This window comes from Streptomyces sp. NPDC041135 (assembly GCF_055592085.1).
Window position 1 is genome coordinate 78,601 of the sequence record NZ_JBVIYZ010000010.1, and the last position, 19,717, is coordinate 98,317.

Below are 19,717 nucleotides of genomic sequence, written 5' to 3' on the forward strand. Positions count from 1 at the left end.
CTTTCGCGGCGGCTCAGCGCAACGGCCGGAAGTGGCGTTCCAGGCCCTGCCACACGTCGTCGTAGCCCTGCTGGAGGTGCTCGGCGCCGGCCGCGTGCGCGGTGAGCGTCAGCGGCCAGCGGGTCTCGAACATGAACGCCAGCCCGTCGTCGATCTTCTGCGGCTTCAGCTCGGCCGCGCCGGCCCGGTCGAACGTCTCCCGGTCCGGGCCGTGCGCCGACATCATGTTGTGCAGCGAGCCGCCGCCGGGCACGAACCCTGCCGCCTTGGCGTCGTAGGCGCCCTCGACGAGCCCCATGTACTCGCTCATCACGTTGCGGTGGAAGTACGGCGGCCGGAAGGTGTCCTCGCCCACCAGCCAGCGCGGCGCGAACACCACGAAGTCCACCCCGGCCAGGCCCGGCGTGTCCGACGGCGAGGTCAGCACGGTGAAGATGGAGGGGTCGGGGTGGTCGTAGGAGATGCTGCCGATCACGTTGAACCGGCGCAGGTCGTAGACGTAGGGCACGTGGTTGCCGTGCCAGGCGACGACGTCGAGGGGGGAGTGGCCGTAGGTGGCCGTCCAGAGGTTGCCGCAGAACTTGTTGACCACCTCCACCGGCCCCTGAACGTCCTCGTACGCGGCGACCGGCGCCCGGAAGTCCCTTGGGTTGGCCAGGCCGTTGGCGCCGATCGGGCCGAGGTCGGGCAGCTGGAAGGGCGTCCCGTAGTTCTCGCACACATAGCCGCGGGCGGCGCCGTCCAGCAGCTCCACCCGGAAGCGGACCCCGCGGGGGATCAGCGCGACGTGCCCGGGCTCCGCGTGCAGCAGCCCGAACTCCGTGCGCAGCAGCAGCCCGCCGCGCTCCGGCACGATCAGCAGCTCCCCGTCGGCGTCGGAGAAGACCCGGTCCATGGAGGCGGTGGCGTGGTAGAGGTGCACGGCCATGCCGGCGCGCTGGGTGGCGTCGCCGTTGCCGCCCAGGGTCCACAGGCCCGCGACGAAGTCCGTCCCGGCGGGCGGCTCGGGCAGGGGGTTCCAGCGCAGCCGGTTGGGGTCGGGCACGGTCTCGGTGAAGGGCGCGGTACGGATCGCGCCGTTGCCGGTCCGGGTGAACGCCGGGTGCGCGGCCGAGGGGCGGATGCGGTAGAGCCAGGAGCGCCGGTTGTGCGCCCGGGGCTCGGTGAACGCCGTCCCGCTCAGCTGCTCCGCGTACAACCCGAGCGGCGCGCGCTGCGGGGAGTTGCGGCCCTCGGGCAGGGCGCCGGGCACCGCCTCCGATACGTGTTCATTGCCGAACCCGGACAGATAGGACAGCCCTTCGGCGGTCTTCCGCGCGTCCCCGTTGCCACCGCTCATGTTCGCTCTCCCTCGCGCACCTGATTCCTCTGCATCACCGTAGGATTCACCTGCCGCCGGTGCAAGGGGTACCGGGCCCCGGACCCGCCTCCGGCGCTGAGCGCACGGGCCGGCCGGCCGCGTACCCAGGGGGTGAGGTTCACCCGACCCCGGTGGAGAGGCATCATGAAGCCCGTGCCCCACGCGACATCGCTCCGCCGCGCTCCCGTGCAGCGCCGCAGCGCCGAGCGGCTGACCCGGATCCTCGACGCCTGCGCCGACCTCCTCGACGAGGTCGGCTACGACGCCCTGAGCACCCGCGCCGTCGCCCTGAAGGCCGGCGTGCCCATCGGCTCGGTCTACCGTTTCTTCGGCAACAAACGCGCGATGGCCGACGCCCTCGCCCAGCGCAACCTGGAGCGCTACGCCGAACGCGTCACCCGGCGGCTGCGGGAGGCGGGCCCCGGCGACTGGCGGGCGGCGATGGACGCCGTGCTCGACGAGTACCTGGCCATGAAGCGCACCGCGCCCGGCTTCTCCCTGGTCGACTTCGGCAACCAGATCCCCGTCGGCGCCCGCCACGCCGAGCCCAACCACCGCGTCGCCGACCGCCTCACCGAGCTGCTCTCCGGCTACCTCGGCCGCACCCCGGACGACGACCTGCGCCGCGCCTTCCTGATCGCCGTCGAGACCGCGGACACCCTCGTGCAGCTCGCCTTCCGGATCGACCCCGAGGGCGACGAGGCGGTCATCGCCGAGATCCGCGCGCTGCTGCGGGCCTACCTCGGCCGCGTCCTGGACTGAGCCGGCCGCGGTCCGGCCGGCGGCCGGACCCCGCGGATTTCCGGCCATCCGGGTCCGGGGGCTCCCCGTCGTGCATACCGGTCGGTATGCTCACCGCGACCGGCGCCACTGCCCCCAGGAGGACCCGTGCCCCGCACCGCCCTGCGCATCTGCCCCCTCTGCGAGGCCACCTGCGGGCTGACGCTCACCGTGGAGGGCACGCGGGTCACGGCTGCCCGCGGTGACCGCGACGACGTCTTCAGCAAGGGCTTCATCTGCCCCAAGGGCGCCTCCTTCGGCGCCGTCGACAGCGACCCCGACCGGCTCGCCGGCCCTCTCGTGCGCAGGGACGGCGAACTGCGCGAGGCCACCTGGGAGGAGGCCTTCGACGCGGTGGCCGCGGGCCTGCGCCCGGTCGTCGAGCGGTACGGCCCCGACGCCGTCGGCGTGGTGCTCGGCAACCCCAACGTGCACACCATGGCCGGCGCCCTCTACCCGCCCGTCCTGCTCGCCGCCCTGCGCACCCGCAGCCTGTTCACCGCCTCCACCCTCGACCAGATGCCCAAGCACGTCTCCAGCGGCCTGCTGTTCGGTGACGCCAACGCCATCCCGGTGCCGGACCTGGACCGCACCGGCCACCTGCTCCTCATCGGGGCCAACCCGCTGGAGTCCAACGGCAGTCTGTGCACCGCCCCCGACTTCCCCGGCCGGCTCAAGGCGCTCAAGGCCCGCGGCGGCACCCTGACCGTCGTCGACCCGCGCCGCACCCGCACCGCCAAACTCGCCGACCGGCACCTCGCGATACGGCCCGGCACCGACGCCCTGCTGCTCGCCGCGCTGGCCCACGTCCTGTTCGAGGAGGACCTCGTGGCGCTCGGGGACCTCGCGCCGCACGTCCAGGGCCTGGCCGAACTGCGCGAGGCCGTACGGGGCTTCACGCCGGAGGCGGTGGCACCGGCCTGCGACGTCGAGGCGGACACCACCCGCGCCCTCGCCCGCGAACTCGCCGCCGCCCCCAGCGCTGCCGTCTACGCCCGCATCGGCAGCTGCACCGTCCCGCACGGCACGCTCGCCAGCTGGCTCGTCGACGTCCTCAACATCCTCACCGGCAACCTCGACCATCCCGGCGGCGCCCTCTTCCCGCAGGCCGCCACCGACCGGACCCCCCGCCCCGCCGGACCCGGACACGGCTTCGCCCTCGGCCGCTGGCACTCACGCGTCGGCCGGCACCCGGAGGCCAAGGGCGAACTGCCGCTCGCCGCGCTCGCCGAGGAGATCGACACCGCCACCGAGGAGGGCGAGCCGGTCCGCGCCCTCATCGCCGTCGCCGCCAACCCCGTGCTGTCCGCCCCGGACGGCGACCGGCTCGACAAGGCACTGGCGTCGCTGGACTTCATGGTCAGCGTCGACCCCTACCTCAACGAGACCTCCCGCCACGCCCACGTCGTCCTGCCCCCGCCCCCGCCCTCCCGCAGCCCCCACCACGACTTCGCCTTCAACACCCTCGCCGTGCGCCACCAGGTCCGCTACACCCGCCCCGCCGTCCCCCTGGAACCCGGCAGGATGGCGGAGTCGGAGATCCTCGCCCGGCTCATCCTGGCGGCCACCGGCATGCACGGCGCCGACCCGGCGTCCGTCGACACGTTCGTCGTCGAGCAGACTCTCGGCAAGGCCGTCCAGGACCCGCACTCCCCGGTGCACGGCCGCGACCCCGGGGCGCTGGCCGCCCAGCTGACCGGCGAGGACGGCCCCGAGCGGCGCCTGGACATGATGCTCCGCCTCGGTCCCTACGGCGACGGCTTCGGCGCCCGCCCCGACGGGCTGACCCTGGCCCGCCTGCTGGAGCACCCGCACGGCATCGACCTCGGCCCGCTGCGCCCCCGGCTGCCGCAGCCGCTGAAGACCCGCAGCGGCAAGGTGGAGCTGCTGCCCGGGCCCATCGCCGCCGACCTGCCCCGGCTGCGGCGGGCCCTGGACGAGCGCCCCGCCGGGCTGGTCCTGGTGGGCCGCCGCCACCTGCGCTCCAACAACAGCTGGATGCACAACGTGCCCGCCCTCACCGGCGGCACCAACCGCTGCACCCTGCAGATCCACCCCGCCGACGCCGAGCGCCTGGGCGTGCGGGACGGGGCGGCCGTACGCGTCCGGGGCGCCGGGGGAGAGGTCACCGCGCCGGCCGAGGTGACCGACGCCGTCCGCCCGGGCGTGGTGAGCCTCCCGCACGGCTGGGGCCACGACCGCCCCGGCACCCGCCTCGGCCACGCCGCGATCGATCCCGGCGTCAACGTCAACCAGCTCCTGGACGGCAGCCTGCTCGACCCGCTGTCCGGCAACGCGGTCCTCAACGGCGTGCCCGTCGAGCTGACGGCGCTCACCCCAACGCCCTGACCTGGACTTCTGCTCGTATTGCTCGCACGCCGACGTCTTGCTGACGCCGATCGCACCGACCTAACGTCGTCGCACCGCCCGCCCGCCCGGCGGGATGTTCACGGGCGAACGTTAGGTGTCCCTCCATGCTGACCATCCTCGGCTTCGCCATGATCGCGACCTTCCTGGCCCTGATCATGCTGAAGAAGATGTCGCCGATCGCGGCGCTCGTGCTCGTCCCGGCGCTGTTCTGCGTCGCCGTCGGCAAGGGCGCCCACCTCGGTGACTACGTCCTCGACGGCGTCACCGCGCTCGCGCCCACCGCGGCGATGCTGATGTTCGCGATCGTGTACTTCGGCGTGATGATCGACGTCGGCCTGTTCGACCCGGTCGTGCGGGGCATCCTCCGGTTCTGCCGGGCCGACCCGCTGCGGATCGTGGTCGGCACGGCCGTCCTCGCGGCCGTCGTCTCGCTGGACGGCGACGGTTCCACCACCTTCATGATCACCGTCTCGGCGATGTACCCGCTGTACAAGCGGCTGGGGATGAGCCGGGTCGTGCTGACCGGCGTGGCCGCCCTGGCCAACGGCGTGATGAACACGCTGCCCTGGGGCGGCCCCACCGCCCGAGCCGCCACCGCGCTGAAGGTCGACGCGAGCGACGTCTTCGTCCCGATGATCCCGGCGCTCGCGGTGGGCCTGCTGGCCGTCCTCGTCCTCGCCTGTGTCCTCGGGCGCCGCGAGCGTGCGCGGCTGGGCGTGCTGAGCCTGGACCGGGCTCCGGCGGGAGAGAGCGTCGTGGAGAGCGGGACGGTGCTCGTCGGGGCCGGCGCCGGCGCGGGAGCCGGCACCGGCAGGGGCACCGCCACCGGCAGGGGTGCCGGCGACGGCGAAGCCGCCCCGCTCCCGCGCCCCGCCGCGGCCGACGGCGTCCAGGGCCTCGACCCGGACCGCCCCACCCTGCGCCCGAGGCTGTACTGGTTCAACGCGCTGCTCACGGTCGTCCTGCTCACCGCCATGATCATGGAGTGGCTGCCGATCCCGGTCCTCTTCCTGCTCGGCGCCGCCCTGGCGCTCACCGTGAACTTCCCGCACATGCCCGACCAGAAGGCCCGCCTGGGGGCCCAGGCCGAGAACGTCCTCAACGTCTCCGGCATGGTCTTCGCCGCCGCCGTCTTCACCGGCGTCCTCCAGGGCACCGGCATGGTCGACCGGATGGCCGCCTGGCTGGTCGGCAACGTCCCCGACGCCATGGGCCCGCACATGGCCCTGGTCACCGGCGTCCTGAGCATCCCGCTCACGTACTTCATGTCCAACGACGGCTTCTACTTCGGCATCCTGCCGGTGCTCGCCGAGGCCGGCCACGCCCACGGCGTCACCTCGCTGGAGATCGCCCGCGCCTCGATCGCCGGCCAGCCGCTGCACATGTCCAGCCCGCTCGTCCCGGCCGTGTACGTGCTGGTCGGCATGGCCGGGGTGGAGTTCGGCGACCACACCAGGTTCGTCGTGAAGTGGGCCGCCCTCACCTCGCTGGTGGTGCTCGGCGCGGGCGTCCTGTTCGGCACCGTCTGACCGACCGGCCGCCTGTCCGACCGGCCGCCCGCCCGACCGGCCGCCCGATCGGCCGCGGGGATTGCGCCGGACGAGCGATATCTGACGGCGCGCCGGGCGCCGGTGCCGCCGGCGACGGGGTCCATGACCGAGAGTTCAGGCGAAAGAGCGATTTGTATGAAAATCGTCTGATTCGGGAGGATCCCGCATGCCGACCCTGACAGTTCCACGTACGCACGGCTCCCGCGCGGGAGCCACGGTCATCCTCACCGCCCTCGCCGCCGCGGGCGCGTCATGGGTGGCCGCACCCGTCGCGATGGCCCAGGGGGAGAACGGCGACATCAGGATCCACCGGGTGGGCGTACCCTTCGGCGTGTCGAAGGACGACCCGGTGGTCTGCAGGTTCTATCTCGACGCCGTGAACTTCGACATCCTGCCCGCGATCGCCTACACGATCCAGGCGCAGCCCCCGCTGCCCACCGCCGCCACCGTCACCGGCACCCTGCCGCTCGCCGGGGGCGCCGGGCACACCGACCCGCTGGGGCTCGCGGACGGCCAGTACAAGCTCACCTGGATCGTGGCGGGCGTGCCGAAGGAGAAGATCTTCCGCGTCAACTGCCGTGACGACCACGACGGCCACCAGCAGGAGGGGGCCCCGGGTCCCGGTGGGCAGATCGAGGACCACCAGCAGGACCACCAGCAGAACAACGACGGCTCCTGGGGCCAGAACGAGCAGGGCGGCCCCAAGGGCGGCGTGCACGCGGGCGGCGGCGGTCTCGTCGACACCGCCGCCGCCTACTCGCCGGTGGCCGCCGCGGCGGCCGTGGGCCTGGTCGCGGTCAGCGGCGCCGTCTACGTCCGGCTGATCCGCCGCCGCCCCCATGGTGTCCGGTAGGGCCGGGCGCGAAGGTCCCGCCGCTCGCCGCGCGGACGACGGGGCCTACGCGGCAGCCCCCGTGTGCAGACGCAGACCCTGGTACCGCACGCGCGGCTACCGCCTCGCCAGGACGGCCGTGCTGGCGCTCCTGCTGGTGACGGTGGTGCGCTGCGGGTCGGACGACGAGCCGGGGCCCGACCCGGTGGCGGCCGGCGGCCCGGGCGCCGCCCACGCCGACGGGCGTGGCACGAGCGGCGAGGAGTCCGGCCCCGTCCCGTCCGGGCCCCCACCCCGCCCGCTGCCCCGGTCCCGCCCGACGACGCTGCGCATCCCGTCCCTGGGTGTCGACGCGCCGGTCACCGGCCTCGCGCTCGACGGGGACCGGCAGTTGGAGACGCCGCCGGTCGACAAGCCGAAGCTGGTGGGCTGGTACGAGGGCGGCGCCACCCCGGGCGAGGCCGGGACCGCGATCGCCGTGGGCCACCGCGACACCCGCTCCGGCCCCGCCGTCTTCGCCGGCCTCGCCCAGGTCAAGCCCGGCAGGCGCATCGAGGCCGGCCGGGCGGACGGCCGCACGGCCGTCTACACCGTGGACCGGGTGAAGGTGTACGACAAGGCCGGCTTCCCGGACAAGGAGGTCTACGGCCGGGCCGGTCGCCCGGAGCTGCGGGTGATCACCTGCGGCGGTCTCTTCAGCCGCCGCACGGGCTACACCAGCAACGTGGTGGTCTTCGCCCACCTGACCGCGACCCGGTGACCGGGCGGTGCGGGCCGTTCCCGCGCCGCCCGGCCAGGAGGCCCGTACTCAGCTGAAGCACCTCATCCGTTTTCGCCGCTGCCTGCGCCAAAGCGTCCGGTACCGTGCCATGTCTTCCCCCCGGTGGCCACATTCCGTTAACTTCCGTGACCCACAGGCCCGTACGACCCGCACGAGGCCTTCCGGCCACGGAGCACCGGCGCTCCGACAGCCCCCGGGGGCAGCAGTCATGACACGCGCCATCTCTCTGCACGACGTGAGCAAGTCCTACACGCGCGGCGTCCGCGTGGTGGACCGGCTCTCGCTGGACATCTCGCCCGGCGAGTTCCTGGTCCTGCTCGGACCCTCCGGCTGCGGCAAGTCCACCGTCCTCAGGATGATCGCCGGCCTGGAGGAGATCGACGAGGGCCAGTTGCTCCTCGACGGCACCCACGCCAACGACCTGACACCGTCCGAACGGGACATCGCGATGGTGTTCCAGAACTTCGCCCTGTACCCGAGCATGACCAGCCGCGGCAACATCGGCTTCCCGCTGCGCATCGAGGACCCCAACGCCGACCCGCGCCCGCGCGTGGACGCCACCGCCCGCATGCTGGGCATCGAGGACCTCCTGGACCGCTTCCCCAGCCAGCTCTCCGGCGGCGAGCGCCAGCGCGTCGCCATGGGCCGGGCCATCGCCCGCCACCCCTCCGCCTTCCTGATGGACGAGCCGCTGTCCAACCTCGACGCCAAGCTCCGCAACCACCTGCGCGCCGAGATCTCCCAGCTGACCCAGAAGCTGGGCGTGACCACGGTGTACGTCACCCACGACCAGAGCGAGGCGATGTCGCTCGGCGACCGGGTGGCCGTGCTGCGCGGCGGGGTGCTCCAGCAGGTCGGCAGCCCGCGCGAGGTGTACGCGCTGCCGCGCAACGTCTTCGTCGCCGCCTTCATCGGCATCCCGCGCATCAACCTGCTGCGCGGCCTGGTCCGCGCCCCGCTGGACGGGGCCATGACCATCAGCCTGGGCAAGCAGTACCTGCGGCTGCCCGAGCCGCTGTCCCTGGACCACCAGCTGCTCAGGGTGCAGCAGGGCCGCGAGGTGATCGTCGGGCTGCGCTCGGAGGCGGTGCGCATCGCCAAGCACAGCGCCGCGCGGCCCGGCGAGGTGCCGCTGACCGGGCTGGTGGAGCACGTCGAGTTCCAGGGGCACGAGGTGCTCGTCCACTTCAACACCGGCTCCAGCCCCGCCGTCGTACCGGAGCTGGAGGCGCCCCGGCCGGCGTCCCGGGCGGCGCGGCGCCGGCGCCGGGAGGGGCCCAACGTGCTGGACCGGCTGCGGGAGCGGGCCGGGTCGCTGCGGGCCGGGCCGGTCGTGGTCCTGGAGGAGGAGCGGGAGCAGGGCTGGCCCCTGGATCCCGACCCGGTGCCGCCGGAGGGCCGGCTCCCCGGCGACCTGGTGGTGCGCACCACGCCCGACATCCAGCTGCGGCACGGCATGCAGGTCCCGCTCCTGGTCGACCTCGCGCACCTCTTCGTCTTCGACCAGAACGGCGAGCGGATCTGCCCCTCCCCGTCGCGCCTGCCCGACCTGGAGGAGTGAGCCGCCCGGTGTGGGGTGCCGGACATCGTGCGCCGAAAAACTAGCGCCGCTAGTTTGTGAGCCGCTAGTTTGGGAGCCGGACGACGCAGCCCCGCCGGGAGGAACCACCATGAAGGCACATGACGGCCTGTACATAGACGGCGCCTGGCGCCCCGCCGCGGGCCGGGACGTGATCGAGGTCGTGAACCCGGCCGACGAGCAGGTGATCGCCCGGGTCCCGGCGGGCGGCGCCCTCGACGTCGACAGCGCCGTGCGCGCCGCCCGCGCCGCCCTCCCGGACTGGGCCGCCACGCCCCCGGCCGAGCGGGCCGCCCGGCTCGCCGCGCTGCGGGACGTCCTGGTGGCCCGCAAGGACGAGATCGCCGAGACGGTCACGGCCGAGCTGGGCTCCCCGCCCGCCCTCGCGCAGGCCGTCCACGCGGGCGTGCCGATCGCGGTCGCGGGCTCCTACGCCGAGCTGGCGGCCACGTACGCCTTCGAGGAGAAGGTCGGCAACTCCACCGTCCTGCACGAGCCGGTGGGCGTGGTCGGCGCGATCACCCCGTGGAACTACCCGCTGCACCAGATCGTCGCCAAGGCCGCCCCCGCGCTGGCCGCGGGCTGCACCCTGGTCCTCAAGCCCGCCGAGGACACCCCGCTCACCGCGCAGCTGTTCGCCGAGGCCGTGCACGAGGCCGGCTTCCCGGCCGGGGTGTTCAACCTGGTCACCGGGCTCGGCCCGGTCGCCGGCCAGGCGCTCGCCGAGCACCCGGGCGTCGACCTGGTCTCCTTCACCGGCTCCACCGCGGTCGGCCGGCGGATCGGCGCGGTGGCCGGGGCGGCCGTGAAGCGGGTCGCCCTGGAACTCGGCGGCAAGTCCGCCAACGTGATCCTGCCCGGCGCCGACCTCGCCAGGGCGGTCAACGTCGGCGTCGCCAACGTGATGTCCAACTCCGGCCAGACGTGCAGCGCCTGGACCCGGATGCTGGTGCACACCGACCGCTACGAGGAGGCCGTGGAGCTGGCCGCGGCCGCCGCCGCCAAGTACGCCGACCGCATCGGCCCGCTCGTCAACGCCGCGCAGCGGGACCGGGTGCGCGGCTACATCGACAAGGGCGTCGCCGAGGGCGCCCGCCTGGTCGCCGGCGGAACCGGCTCCCCGCGCGAGAAGGGCTACTACGTCAGCCCCACCGTGTTCGCGGACGTCACCCCGGAGATGACCATCGCCCAGGAGGAGATCTTCGGCCCGGTCCTCAGCGTCCTGCGCTACGTGGACGAGGAGGACGCCCTGCGCATCGCCAACGGCACCGTCTACGGCCTGGCCGGCGCGGTCTGGGCGGCCGACGAGGCCGAGGCGGTGGCCTTCGCCCGGCGCATGGACACCGGGCAGGTCGACATCAACGGCGGCCGCTTCAACCCCCGGGCCCCCTTCGGCGGCTACAAGCAGTCCGGCGTCGGCCGCGAACTCGGCGCCCCCGGACTCGCCGAGTACCTCCAGACCAAGTCCCTCCAGTTCTAGAGGAGATCCTCCCGTCATGGCCGTACGAGCCGCCGTCCTGCCCGCCATCGGCGCCCCCCTGGAGATCACCGGCATCGAGCTGCCCGACCCGGGCCCCGGGCAGGTCCGGGTCCGCCTCGCCGCCGCCGGGGTCTGCCACTCCGACCTGTCCCTGTGCGACGGCACCATGCGCCTGCCCGTCCCGGCCGTCCTCGGCCACGAGGGCGCCGGCACGGTCGTCGCCGCCGGAGCGGGCGTCACCCACCTGGCGCCCGGCGCCGAGGTGGTCCTCAACTGGGCTCCCGCCTGCGGCAGCTGCCACGCCTGCTCGCTCGGCGAGGTCTGGCTGTGCGCCGACGCGCTCAGCGGCGCCGCCCGGGTGCACGCCCGCGCCGCCGACGGCACGGAGCTGCATCCGGGGCTGAACGTGGCCGCGTTCGCCGAGGAGACCGTGGTCCCCGCGGCCTGCGTGCTGCCCCTACCGAAGGGCATCCCGCTCACCGACGCGGCCCTGCTCGGCTGCGCCGTGCTGACCGGCTACGGCGCCGTCCACCACGCCGCACGCGTCCGCCCCGGCGAGACGGTCGCGGTGTTCGGCGTCGGGGGAGTGGGCCTGGCCACGCTGCAGGCGGCCCGGATCGCGGGCGCGTCCCGGATCATCGCGGTCGACGTCTCCCCCGAGAAGGAGGAGCTGGCCCGCGCGGCCGGCGCCACCGACTACCTCCTCGCCTCCGACACCACCCCGCGCGCCGTCCGCGCCCTCACCGGGAAACAGGGCGTGGACGTCTCCGTGGAGTGCGTGGGCCGCGCGGTCACCATCCGGGCCGCCTGGGAGTCCACCCGCCGCGGCGGCCGCACCACCGTCGTCGGCATCGGCGGCAAGGACCAGCAGGTCACCTTCAACGCCCTGGAGATCTTCCACTGGGGCCGCACCCTCGCGGGCTGCGTCTACGGCAACTGCGATCCGGCCCGGGACCTGCCGGTGCTCGCCGAGCACGTACGGGAGGGCCGGCTGGACCTCTCGATGCTGGTGACGGAGCGGATCCCGCTGGAGGGCATCCCGGCGGCGTTCGAGAACATGCTCGCGGGCCGGGGCGGCCGGGCGCTCGTGGTGTTCTGACCCGGCGAACGCGCGCCGGGTCCCGGACGCCCCCGCGGGAACCCCGCGGGGGCCTTCAGGGAACGCGCTCAGGGAACGCGCTCGGAGCGCGGCCTTCGGCCCGGGGCGCCGGGCGCGGCGGCCCGGGCCCGCGAGCGGGACACCGCCACGCCCGCCAGGCACAGCGCCCCGCCCGCCAGCGTCAGCGGGCCCGGCACCTCGCCCAGCAGCAGCCAGGACATCAGCACCACCAGCGCGGGCACCGCGTAGGTGGTCGCGCCCATCCGGCTGGCGGTGGTGCGCGCCAGCGCGTACGCCCACGTCGTGAACGCCAGCGCGGTCGGGAAGACGCCGAGGTACACCATGTTCAGGGTGGCCGGCGCCGGCGCGTGCGCCGCCTCCCGCACCAGCTGCCCGGCGAACGGCAGACAGGCCACGGCACCGGTCAGGCAGCCGAACGTGGTCGCCTGCAACGCGCTCGCCCGGCCGAGCGCCGGCTTCTGCGCGACCACGCCGCAGGCGTATCCGACCGCCGCGAGCAGGCACAGCGCCACGCCCAGCACCGACGAGCCGCCCCCGCCCGACATCGACAGCCCCACCGTCACCGCGCCCGCGAACGACACCGCCATCCCCGCCAGCAGCCGGGGCGGCATCGGATCGCCGAGCAGCCGGGCCCCGAGCAGCGCGATCAGCAGCGGGCCGGTGTTCACCACCAGCGCCGCCGTGCCCGCGTCCACCTGCTGCTCGCCCCAGTTGAGGGCCACCATGTAGAACCCGAACCACAGCAGCCCGGACAGCGCGATCCCGCGCCAGGCAGCCCGCGGCGGCCACCCCTCGCGCCGTACGGCCCAGATGACGGCCAGCGTGACGGCTCCGGCGAGCAGCCGCCCGAGGGCCAGCGCCCCCGGCGAGTACACGGCACCCGCGCTGCGGATCGACACGAAGGCGGAGGCCCACAGCACCACGGTGACCCCGGCCGCGCAGGCGGCCGGCAACCGCTCGCGGTGCGGGAGGACGGTCCGGCCGGTCATCATCAGGCTCCTCGCTCTCGGTGACCGGCCGCGTGGCCGGCCGGATTCGTTACGTCCGGTGCCGCCGGCCCCGGTGCGGGGCGCGGCGGGAGGGGGTCAGTGCAGCGCGGCGGCGTCGACGCCGAGCAGGTCCGCCAGCGCCCGCCGGCCGGCTTCCGTCACCCGCACCGCGCGGGCGGAGCCGATGCGCACGCACCAGCCCGCGTCCAGCGCGTGCCGGCACAGCGCCGCGCCCGCCGTGCCCGCGAGGTGCGGGCGCCGCTCGGTCCAGTCGAGGCAGGCCCGGGCGAGCGGGCGGCGGCCGCCGCGCTCCAGCGCGATGCCCGCCGAGCCGAACCAGGCGAGCCCCGCGTCGGTGAGCGCGAACCCGGTGTCCTGGCGCAGCAGGCCCCGCCCGGTCAGCGCGTCCGTGACCGCGGTCCCGAGCCGCCCCGCCAGGTGGTCGTAGCAGGTGCGGCCGCGGGCCATCGCCGCCCCGGCGCCGGACTCCCGCAAGGTCCGCGGGCGCCCGCCCGCCGGGTCCGGGGCCACCTGCGCGGTGAGGTCCTCGACGAGCTGCGCGACCCGGGGGCCGGCCAGCCGGACGTAGCGGTGCCGGCCCTGCCGCTCCTCGTCGAGCAGCCCGCCGGCGACCAGCCTGCCCAGGTGCTCGCTCACGGTGGACGGGGCCACCCCGGCGTGCCGGGCCAGCTCCCCGGCGGTCCAGGCCCGCCCGTCCAGCAGCGCCAGCAGGCACGCGGCGCGCGTCTCGTCGGCGACCAGCGAGGCCAGCGCGGCCAGGCCCGCCGCCCGGGAGTCCTTGGTGCTCATGTGCCCAGGATGCGCCACCGACTCTTCGGCGGGCGCCGACATGTCCTCACCCGGTCCGCCGCACCTCGTCGTACTGCTGCGCCAGCCCGTCCAGCAGGGCCGACAGCCCCGCCTCGAAGGCCCGCTCGTCGATCTTCTCCTGCTGCTCGGCGAGCAGGTGGGCCTGGCCGAGATGCGGGTAGTCGGCCGGGTCGTAGGCGCTCTGGTCGTCCACGAAGCCGCCGGCGAAGGAGCCGAGCGCGGAGCCCATGATGAAGTACCGCATCAGCGCGCCGACGGACGTGGCCTGCGCGGGCGGCCAGCCGGCCGCGACCATCGCGCCGTAGACCGCGTCCGCGAGGCGCAGGGCCGCCGGGCGGCGGCCGGGGCCGCGGGCGAGGACGGGGACGATGTTCGGGTGGTCGCGCAGCGCGGCCCGGTAGGAGACCGCCCAGTCGTGCAGCGCGGTCCGCCAGTCCCGCCCGTCCTCGAACATCGACAGGTCGACCAGCGCGCTCACCGAGTCCGCGACCGCCTCCAGGATCTCGTCCTTGGTGCGGAAGTGGTTGTACAGCGAGGGCCCGCTCACCCCCAGCTCGGCGGCGAGGCGCCGGGTGGAGACGGCCGCGAGGCCCTCCGCGTCCACGAGTTCCCGTGCCGTCGCGACGATCCGGTCGGTGCTGAGGAGGGGCTTGCGCGGTCGGGCCATGGCGCACATAGTAGGGCTGCGGCCAGAAACTAGCAGTGCTAATTTAAATGTACGGCTTTCAAGCGGCCGCATGATCCATCGGCGTATCCGTTCGGTATGGGGTGATCTCGTGGTGAACCTGGGACTCAGCGAGGAGCAGTCGGCCGTCCGGCAGCTCGCGCGGGACTTCGTGGAGCGCGAGATCGCCCCGCACGTCATCGCCTGGGACCGGGCCGAGGAGGTCGACCGCGCGATCGTGAAGAAGCTCGGCGAGGTGGGCTTCCTCGGTCTCACCGTCGACGAGGAGTACGGCGGGTCCGGCGGCGACCACCTCGCCTACTGCCTGGTCACGGAGGAGCTGGGGCGCGGCGACTCGTCCGTGCGCGGCATCGTCTCCGTCTCGCTCGGGCTCGTCGCCAAGACCGTCGCCGCCTGGGGGAGCGAGGAGCAGAAGCGCCGGTGGCTGCCGGGGCTGACCTCCGGCGCGTACGTCGGCTGCTTCGGCCTCACCGAGCCCGGCACCGGCTCCGACGCGGGCAACCTCACCACGCGGGCCGTGCGCGACGGCGGCGACTACGTCATCGACGGCACCAAGATGTTCATCACCAACGGCACCTGGGCCGACGTCGTCCTGCTCTTCGCGCGCTCCACCGACGCCCCCGGACACAAGGGCGTCTCCGCCTTCCTGGTGCCCACCGACACCCCCGGCCTGAGCCGCCGCGCCGTCCACGGCAAGCTCGGCCTGCGCGGCCAGGCCACCGCCGAACTGGTGCTGGAGGGCGTCCGCGTCCCCGCCTCGGCGATGCTGGGCGAGGAGGGCAAGGGCTTCTCGGTCGCCATGTCGGCGCTGGCCAAGGGCCGGATGTCGGTGGCCGCGGGCTGCGTCGGCATCGCCCAGGCCGCGCTGGACGCCGCCGTCGGGTACGCCGGGGAGCGCGAGCAGTTCGGCAAGCCCATCGCCCGGCACCAGCTGGTGCAGGAGCTGATCAGCGACATCGCGGTGGACGTGGACGCGGCCCGGCTGCTGACCTGGCGGGTGGCCGACCTGATCGACCGCGGCCGGCCGTTCGCCGTGGAGTCCTCCAAGGCCAAGCTCTACGCCTCCGAGGCGGCCGTCCGCGCCGCCAACAACGCCCTCCAGGTGTTCGGCGGATACGGCTACATCGACGAGTACCCGGTCGGCAAACTGCTGCGCGACGCCCGCGTGATGACCCTCTACGAGGGCACCAGCCAGATCCAGAAGCTGCTCATCGGGCGGGCCCTGACCGGCGTCTCGGCGTTCTGAGTACCTCTCTGAGTACGACGGCGGATGCCGCCGCCGGCCCGGTGCGGCGATGCTCCTCCCATGAGTGACACACCCGTCAAGCAGCAGAGCACCGCCGCCTTCTACGGCCAGGCCGTGGCCTCCTTCGCCGTCGCCCTGGCGGCCACCGCGGCCGGCATCGTCCGGCTGCACGCCGACGCCTGGGTGCGCGGCTTCCTCGGCATCGCCGTCCTCTACCTCGTCACCTCCGCCTTCACCCTCGCCAAGGTGATCCGCGACCGCCAGGAGGCCGGGCAGATCGTCAGCCGGGTCGACCAGGCCCGGCTGGAGAAACTGCTCGCCGAGCACGACCCCTTCCAGGAGCGCTGAACCGGGCCCGGCCGGCTCCGGCCGCGCTGACCGGCCGCGATCCGCCGCGCGGGCGCACTAAGCGGCCGCTCAGCTTCGGCGGTATGGTGGTGTCTCCTGTCACCGAGAGGGGCGAGTGAGCGATGAGTACGGCGCAGGAGACGGCCGGCGGCGAGGCCGAGCCGTGGGACGAGGTGACCCCTGACGCGGCCCGGCGACTGCTGGTCGCCGCCGTGGAGGCCTTCGCCGAGCGCGGCTACCACGCCACGACGACCCGGGACATCGCGGGCCGCGCCGGCATGAGCCCGGCCGCGCTCTACATCCACTACAAGACCAAGGAAGAGCTGCTCCACCGGATCAGCCGGATCGGGCACGACCGGGCGCTGGACATCCTGCGCACGGCGGCCCGGCGCGAGGGCAGTGCGGCCGAGCGGCTCGCCGACGCGGTCGGCTCCTTCGTCCGCTGGCACGCCGGCCGGCGCACCACCGCCCGGGTCGTGCAGTACGAACTCGACGCCCTCGGCCCCGACGCCCGCGCCGAGATCCTCGGCCTGCGCCGGCAGGTGGACGCCGAGGTGCGCACGATCATCGAGGAGGGCGTGGCGGCCGGGGAGTTCGACGTCCCGGACGTCCACGGCACCACCCTCGCCGTGCTGTCGCTGTGCATCGACGTGGCCCGCTGGTTCAACGTCGACGGGCCCCGCACCCCCGACGAGGTCGGCGCCCTCTACGCCGACCTCGTGCTGCGGATGGTGGGGGCCGGGCGGCCGGCCGGGGACGGTCAGAGGTAGTAGCGGGACACCGACTCCGCGACGCAGACCGGCTTGTCGCCGCCCTCCCGCTCCACCGTGAAGGCGACGCTCACCTGCACACCGCCGGTGACGTCCTGGACCCCGGTGATGCGCGCGGTGGCGCGCAGCCGGGAGCCGACCGGGACGGGGGCGGGGAAGCGGACCTTCTCGGTGCCGTAGTTGACGCCCATCCGCACGCCCTCGACCCGGATCAGCTGCGGGCCGAACAGCGGCAGCAGCGACAGGGTCAGGTAGCCGTGCGCGATGGTCGTGCCGAACGGGCCCGCGGCCGCCTTCTCCGGGTCGACGTGGATCCACTGGTGGTCGCCGGTGGCCTCCGCGAACAGGTCGATCCGCTTCTGGTCGACCTCCAGCCAGTCGGTGTACCCCAGCTGCTCGCCCACGGCCCCCCGCAGCTCGTCGGGGGAGGTGAAGGTCCTCGGTTCTGCCATGTTCCCGGCCTCTCGCTCGCGTCTCTAAGCAACTGCTTAGCATGGTCGGGTGCGGAACCGATGTCAACGGACCACGGCCGATACGGCTGGGTAGGGTCTGCGGAGTGCCGCAGATTCCTGAGAAGATCCACGAGCTGACCGTCGGCCAGCTGTCCGCGCGCAGCGGAGCCGCGGTCTCGGCCCTGCACTTCTACGAGGCCAAGGGCCTCATCAGCAGCCGCCGCACGGCCGGCAACCAGCGCCGCTACAGCCGCGACACGCTGCGCCGCGTCGCCTTCGTCCGCGCCGCCCAGCGGGTCGGCATCCCGCTGGCCACGATCCGCGAGGCGCTGGCCGAACTGCCCGAGGAGCGCACCCCCACCCGCGCGGACTGGGCGCGGCTGTCGCAGGCCTGGCGCGCGGAACTGGACGAGCGCATCAAGCAGCTGAACCGGCTGCGCGACCACCTCACCGACTGCATCGGCTGCGGCTGCCTGTCCCTGGCCACCTGCGTGCTGTCCAACCCCGACGACGCCTTCGGCGAGCGCCGCTCCGGCTCCCGGCTCCTGGCGGAACAGGACTGACCCGGGAGGCCGGTGCCCGCGGCCGGACACGACCGCGGGCACCGGGGCCGCTCACTCGTACTCGGTGCCGCCCTTGCGGGTCAGATAGGCCGGGCTGACCGCCTTGGCGATGGCCCGCCCGCCGGTCACCGGGGAGTGGCGCTCCACGGCGGAGCGGATCACCACCCCCTCCCGCAGGTGCAGCTCCCGCCCCGACACCGTCTCCCGGCCGGTGGCGAACCCCAGCACCCGCTCGGTGTCGTACGGACCGGTGTACAGGCGCGGCACCAGCGGCAGTTCACCCTCCAGCAGCGGCGCCGGGTCCAGCCAGCGCACCGTCCCGCCGATCTCCGCGGAGACGTCGAACACCGCGTAACCGAGGGTGTCCCGCCGCCCGTCGGCCCCGTACGTCAGGTCCTGCACGCCCGCCCCGTACACCTCCCCGAAGACACCGACCCGCCGGGCCCCGAGTCGCTCGGCGAGGCGCGCGGCGGCCTCGGCCACCCCGTGCCCGCGCACCGCCCGCCAGTACAGGTTGCGCGGACTCTCCTTCAGGGCCAGCGACTTCGCCCCGAACCCCTTGGAGGAGACGTACGCGCGCTCCTCGTCGGCGGCGTAGGCCAGCAGGCACGCCGAGCCGTGCAGCTTCTCGGTGAGGACCACCGGCTCGCCCGAGGCGAAGATGCCGGGGTAGCGCCGGATGTTCTCGATGTCGGTCCAGGGCAGCAGCGCGGGCGCCGCCTCGACGTCACCGCTCATGGTCGGCGGCACCGGCGGCACCCACTTGGTGATGCCGAGCCGCCCGGCGAAGTCGGTGCCCTCGGCGGCGGCCCGGGCCAGGTCCACGCCGGCCAGCGCCCGGGGCCGGCACACGATGCCCTGGGACAGCTGCCCGCGCAGCCGCACCGCCTTCACCCGGTCGGCGCCGGGGCCCGCCAGCCGCCCGGTCAGCCCCAGCTCCTCGACCAGGGCGGCCGGGAGCACGGACTGCTCCGGGATGTACACGGCGGCCTCGCCGGTGCGGTAGGCGCCCTTGGCGACGACGGCCCGGTACAGGCCCACCTGGGCCAGTTCGAGCGCGTCGGCGTCGGGATGCGGGTGGACGGTGAGTACTTCGGCGGTGACGCGCAGCGTCGACATCGCGGGACTCCTCGGGTCCTCAGGGGTGTCTCGTCACCCCCACTGTCGGCGGCGCGAAATCCCTGGAGCGACCGGATTACCGGCTGCTACCGTCCCGCCCGGAGCGCCGGGCGAGCCGGTACTGCCGCAACCCCTCGGCGACCAGCCCGGCGTTGGACGCCGCCGGGCTGCCGTCGGGCAGGACCAGGGTGTCCTCCAGGCCGATGCGGGTGGCCAGGCCCAGCCGTCCGGCCAGCCGCAGCACCGGCCACGTGCCGCCCTCCTCGCCGTGCAGCAGCACGGGACGGCCGTGTGCCGCGCCCAGCGCGGCCAGCAGGGCCGTGGCCGACGCCTCGGCGGTCGCCGGGCCGGGGTCGGTCACCTCCGCCAGCACCCGCAGCACCCGAGGCCCGAGCGGGGAGGCCGCGAACCGGTCGGCCGCGTCCGTGCCGGACCAGATGCCCGCCTCCACCGCCACGCCCCGGGCGAGCAGTTCGGCGGCGACCGCCTCGGCGCCCGGCTCGTGCCAGTTGACCGAGGCGACGTCGGGCAGCACCGGCCACGCGCGCACCCGCGCCGCGCGCTGCGCCCAGCCGGGCTCCGTCCACGCGCCGGTCGTCACCCCGACCGGCACCGACACCGCCGCCCGGATCGCCCCGAGCGCCGCCGCGACCGCCCGCGGGGCCAGACTGTCCTGCCCGCACGGCGACTTGGGATGGACATGGATCTCCGTGGCGCCCGCCGCCACCGCACCGGCCGCGGAGCGCGCCATCGCCTCCGGCGACAGCGGCACGCACACGCCGTCACCGCTCTCGCGGCGCCCGTTCAGACACACCTGCACCATGCCCCGATGGTGCCACCCGGCCCGGACAGCGCCGGCGCG

At 74.5% G+C, this 19,717-nt stretch carries 19 protein-coding genes; 12 read left to right on the top strand and 7 right to left on the bottom strand.

Translation table 11 applies throughout. The features are described from left to right. Window positions 1-13: 13 nt before the first annotated feature. On the bottom strand, window positions 14-1,339 hold the full coding sequence (gene hmgA, locus ACZ6CZ_RS23075) for a homogentisate 1,2-dioxygenase (protein WP_469024208.1): 1,326 nt from the start codon (window positions 1,337-1,339) through the stop codon (window positions 14-16). Between the two features lie 165 nt (window positions 1,340-1,504). Here hmgA and ACZ6CZ_RS23080 point away from each other — a divergent pair, with 165 nt between their 5' ends. From ACZ6CZ_RS23080 to ACZ6CZ_RS23115, 8 genes are all read left to right on the top strand, one after another. After that, window positions 1,505-2,122 (top strand): TetR/AcrR family transcriptional regulator, encoded by a 618-nt coding sequence (locus tag ACZ6CZ_RS23080; protein ID WP_469024211.1) that lies wholly within the window; start codon window positions 1,505-1,507, stop codon window positions 2,120-2,122. 126 nt (window positions 2,123-2,248) lie between these two features. After that, window positions 2,249-4,489 carry a molybdopterin oxidoreductase family protein gene (locus ACZ6CZ_RS23085; RefSeq protein WP_469024214.1) on the top strand — a complete coding sequence of 747 codons (2,241 nt, stop codon included), beginning with the start codon at window positions 2,249-2,251 and terminating at the stop codon, window positions 4,487-4,489. 125 nt (window positions 4,490-4,614) lie between these two features. Next, window positions 4,615-6,039, top strand: a complete 1,425-nt coding sequence (locus tag ACZ6CZ_RS23090) for a CitMHS family transporter (protein WP_469024217.1) — start codon at window positions 4,615-4,617, stop codon at window positions 6,037-6,039. A gap of 187 nt (window positions 6,040-6,226) precedes the next feature. Beyond that, entirely contained in the window at window positions 6,227-6,913 is a 687-nt protein-coding gene (locus ACZ6CZ_RS23095) for a hypothetical protein (protein WP_469024219.1), read from the top strand. Between the two features lie 61 nt (window positions 6,914-6,974). After that, window positions 6,975-7,652, top strand: a complete 678-nt coding sequence (locus tag ACZ6CZ_RS23100) for a class F sortase (protein WP_469024221.1) — start codon at window positions 6,975-6,977, stop codon at window positions 7,650-7,652. Between the two features lie 229 nt (window positions 7,653-7,881). Further along, window positions 7,882-9,234 carry an ABC transporter ATP-binding protein gene (locus tag ACZ6CZ_RS23105; protein ID WP_469024224.1) on the top strand — a complete coding sequence of 451 codons (1,353 nt, stop codon included), beginning with the start codon at window positions 7,882-7,884 and terminating at the stop codon, window positions 9,232-9,234. A 109-nt stretch (window positions 9,235-9,343) separates the two neighbouring features. Continuing rightward, the gene (locus ACZ6CZ_RS23110) at window positions 9,344-10,732 is read left to right on the top strand and encodes an aldehyde dehydrogenase family protein (protein WP_469024226.1); all 1,389 of its coding nucleotides are present in this window, start codon (window positions 9,344-9,346) and stop codon (window positions 10,730-10,732) included. 16 nt (window positions 10,733-10,748) lie between these two features. Continuing rightward, entirely contained in the window at window positions 10,749-11,831 is a 1,083-nt protein-coding gene (locus ACZ6CZ_RS23115; protein WP_469024229.1) for a Zn-dependent alcohol dehydrogenase, read from the top strand. Between the two features lie 68 nt (window positions 11,832-11,899). On the opposite strand, the gene ACZ6CZ_RS23120 is transcribed toward ACZ6CZ_RS23115, so the two are convergent. The 3 genes from ACZ6CZ_RS23120 to ACZ6CZ_RS23130 form a co-directional block, all read right to left on the bottom strand. Continuing rightward, window positions 11,900-12,844: a DMT family transporter gene (locus ACZ6CZ_RS23120; RefSeq protein WP_469024231.1), complete on the bottom strand. Its 945-nt coding sequence runs from the start codon at window positions 12,842-12,844 to the stop codon at window positions 11,900-11,902. A 93-nt stretch (window positions 12,845-12,937) separates the two neighbouring features. Then, on the bottom strand, window positions 12,938-13,651 hold the full coding sequence (locus ACZ6CZ_RS23125) for an ArsR/SmtB family transcription factor (protein ID WP_469024234.1): 714 nt from the start codon (window positions 13,649-13,651) through the stop codon (window positions 12,938-12,940). A 46-nt stretch (window positions 13,652-13,697) separates the two neighbouring features. Next, window positions 13,698-14,339 carry a TetR/AcrR family transcriptional regulator gene (locus ACZ6CZ_RS23130; RefSeq protein WP_469024237.1) on the bottom strand — a complete coding sequence of 214 codons (642 nt, stop codon included), beginning with the start codon at window positions 14,337-14,339 and terminating at the stop codon, window positions 13,698-13,700. Window positions 14,340-14,451: 112 nt separating this feature from the next. Between ACZ6CZ_RS23130 and ACZ6CZ_RS23135 the strand changes: the two genes are divergently transcribed. The 3 genes from ACZ6CZ_RS23135 (at window position 14,452) to ACZ6CZ_RS23145 (ending at window position 16,721) form a co-directional block, all read left to right on the top strand. Next, window positions 14,452-15,603 carry an acyl-CoA dehydrogenase family protein gene (locus ACZ6CZ_RS23135; protein ID WP_469024657.1) on the top strand — a complete coding sequence of 384 codons (1,152 nt, stop codon included), beginning with the start codon at window positions 14,452-14,454 and terminating at the stop codon, window positions 15,601-15,603. A gap of 60 nt (window positions 15,604-15,663) precedes the next feature. Further along, entirely contained in the window at window positions 15,664-15,951 is a 288-nt protein-coding gene (locus tag ACZ6CZ_RS23140; RefSeq protein ID WP_469024239.1) for a YiaA/YiaB family inner membrane protein, read from the top strand. A gap of 122 nt (window positions 15,952-16,073) precedes the next feature. Beyond that, a complete protein-coding gene (locus tag ACZ6CZ_RS23145) occupies window positions 16,074-16,721 on the top strand; it encodes a TetR/AcrR family transcriptional regulator (RefSeq protein WP_469024242.1) in 648 nt (215 codons plus the stop codon). On the opposite strand, the gene ACZ6CZ_RS23150 is transcribed toward ACZ6CZ_RS23145, so the two are convergent. Beyond that, window positions 16,712-17,173, bottom strand: coding sequence for a MaoC family dehydratase (locus ACZ6CZ_RS23150; protein ID WP_469024245.1), 462 nt, complete (start codon window positions 17,171-17,173; stop codon window positions 16,712-16,714). The genes ACZ6CZ_RS23145 and ACZ6CZ_RS23150 overlap by 10 nt on opposite strands. 104 nt (window positions 17,174-17,277) lie before the next feature. Between ACZ6CZ_RS23150 and soxR the strand changes: the two genes are divergently transcribed. Then, the gene (soxR, locus tag ACZ6CZ_RS23155) at window positions 17,278-17,736 is read left to right on the top strand and encodes a redox-sensitive transcriptional activator SoxR (RefSeq protein ID WP_469024248.1); all 459 of its coding nucleotides are present in this window, start codon (window positions 17,278-17,280) and stop codon (window positions 17,734-17,736) included. A 51-nt stretch (window positions 17,737-17,787) separates the two neighbouring features. Here soxR and ACZ6CZ_RS23160 read toward each other — a convergent pair whose 3' ends face one another. After that, the gene (locus ACZ6CZ_RS23160; protein WP_469024251.1) at window positions 17,788-18,855 is read right to left on the bottom strand and encodes an RNA ligase (ATP); all 1,068 of its coding nucleotides are present in this window, start codon (window positions 18,853-18,855) and stop codon (window positions 17,788-17,790) included. A 76-nt stretch (window positions 18,856-18,931) separates the two neighbouring features. Further along, window positions 18,932-19,678: a 3-keto-5-aminohexanoate cleavage protein gene (locus ACZ6CZ_RS23165; protein WP_469024254.1), complete on the bottom strand. Its 747-nt coding sequence runs from the start codon at window positions 19,676-19,678 to the stop codon at window positions 18,932-18,934. Window positions 19,679-19,717: the final 39 nt, after the last annotated feature.

Coding starts and splice junctions, on each gene's coding strand:
- hmgA (WP_469024208.1), bottom strand. CDS start 1,339: ATGAGCGGTGGCAACGGGGACGCGCGGAAGACCGCCGAAGGGCTGTCC.
- ACZ6CZ_RS23080 (WP_469024211.1), top strand. CDS start 1,505: ATGAAGCCCGTGCCCCACGCGACATCGCTCCGCCGCGCTCCCGTGCAG.
- ACZ6CZ_RS23090 (WP_469024217.1), top strand. CDS start 4,615: ATGCTGACCATCCTCGGCTTCGCCATGATCGCGACCTTCCTGGCCCTG.
- ACZ6CZ_RS23095 (WP_469024219.1), top strand. CDS start 6,227: ATGCCGACCCTGACAGTTCCACGTACGCACGGCTCCCGCGCGGGAGCC.
- ACZ6CZ_RS23105 (WP_469024224.1), top strand. CDS start 7,882: ATGACACGCGCCATCTCTCTGCACGACGTGAGCAAGTCCTACACGCGC.
- ACZ6CZ_RS23110 (WP_469024226.1), top strand. CDS start 9,344: ATGAAGGCACATGACGGCCTGTACATAGACGGCGCCTGGCGCCCCGCC.
- ACZ6CZ_RS23115 (WP_469024229.1), top strand. CDS start 10,749: ATGGCCGTACGAGCCGCCGTCCTGCCCGCCATCGGCGCCCCCCTGGAG.
- ACZ6CZ_RS23120 (WP_469024231.1), bottom strand. CDS start 12,844: ATGATGACCGGCCGGACCGTCCTCCCGCACCGCGAGCGGTTGCCGGCC.
- ACZ6CZ_RS23125 (WP_469024234.1), bottom strand. CDS start 13,651: ATGAGCACCAAGGACTCCCGGGCGGCGGGCCTGGCCGCGCTGGCCTCG.
- ACZ6CZ_RS23130 (WP_469024237.1), bottom strand. CDS start 14,339: ATGGCCCGACCGCGCAAGCCCCTCCTCAGCACCGACCGGATCGTCGCG.
- ACZ6CZ_RS23140 (WP_469024239.1), top strand. CDS start 15,664: ATGAGTGACACACCCGTCAAGCAGCAGAGCACCGCCGCCTTCTACGGC.
- ACZ6CZ_RS23145 (WP_469024242.1), top strand. CDS start 16,074: ATGAGTACGGCGCAGGAGACGGCCGGCGGCGAGGCCGAGCCGTGGGAC.
- ACZ6CZ_RS23150 (WP_469024245.1), bottom strand. CDS start 17,173: ATGGCAGAACCGAGGACCTTCACCTCCCCCGACGAGCTGCGGGGGGCC.
- ACZ6CZ_RS23160 (WP_469024251.1), bottom strand. CDS start 18,855: ATGTCGACGCTGCGCGTCACCGCCGAAGTACTCACCGTCCACCCGCAT.
- ACZ6CZ_RS23165 (WP_469024254.1), bottom strand. CDS start 19,678: ATGGTGCAGGTGTGTCTGAACGGGCGCCGCGAGAGCGGTGACGGCGTG.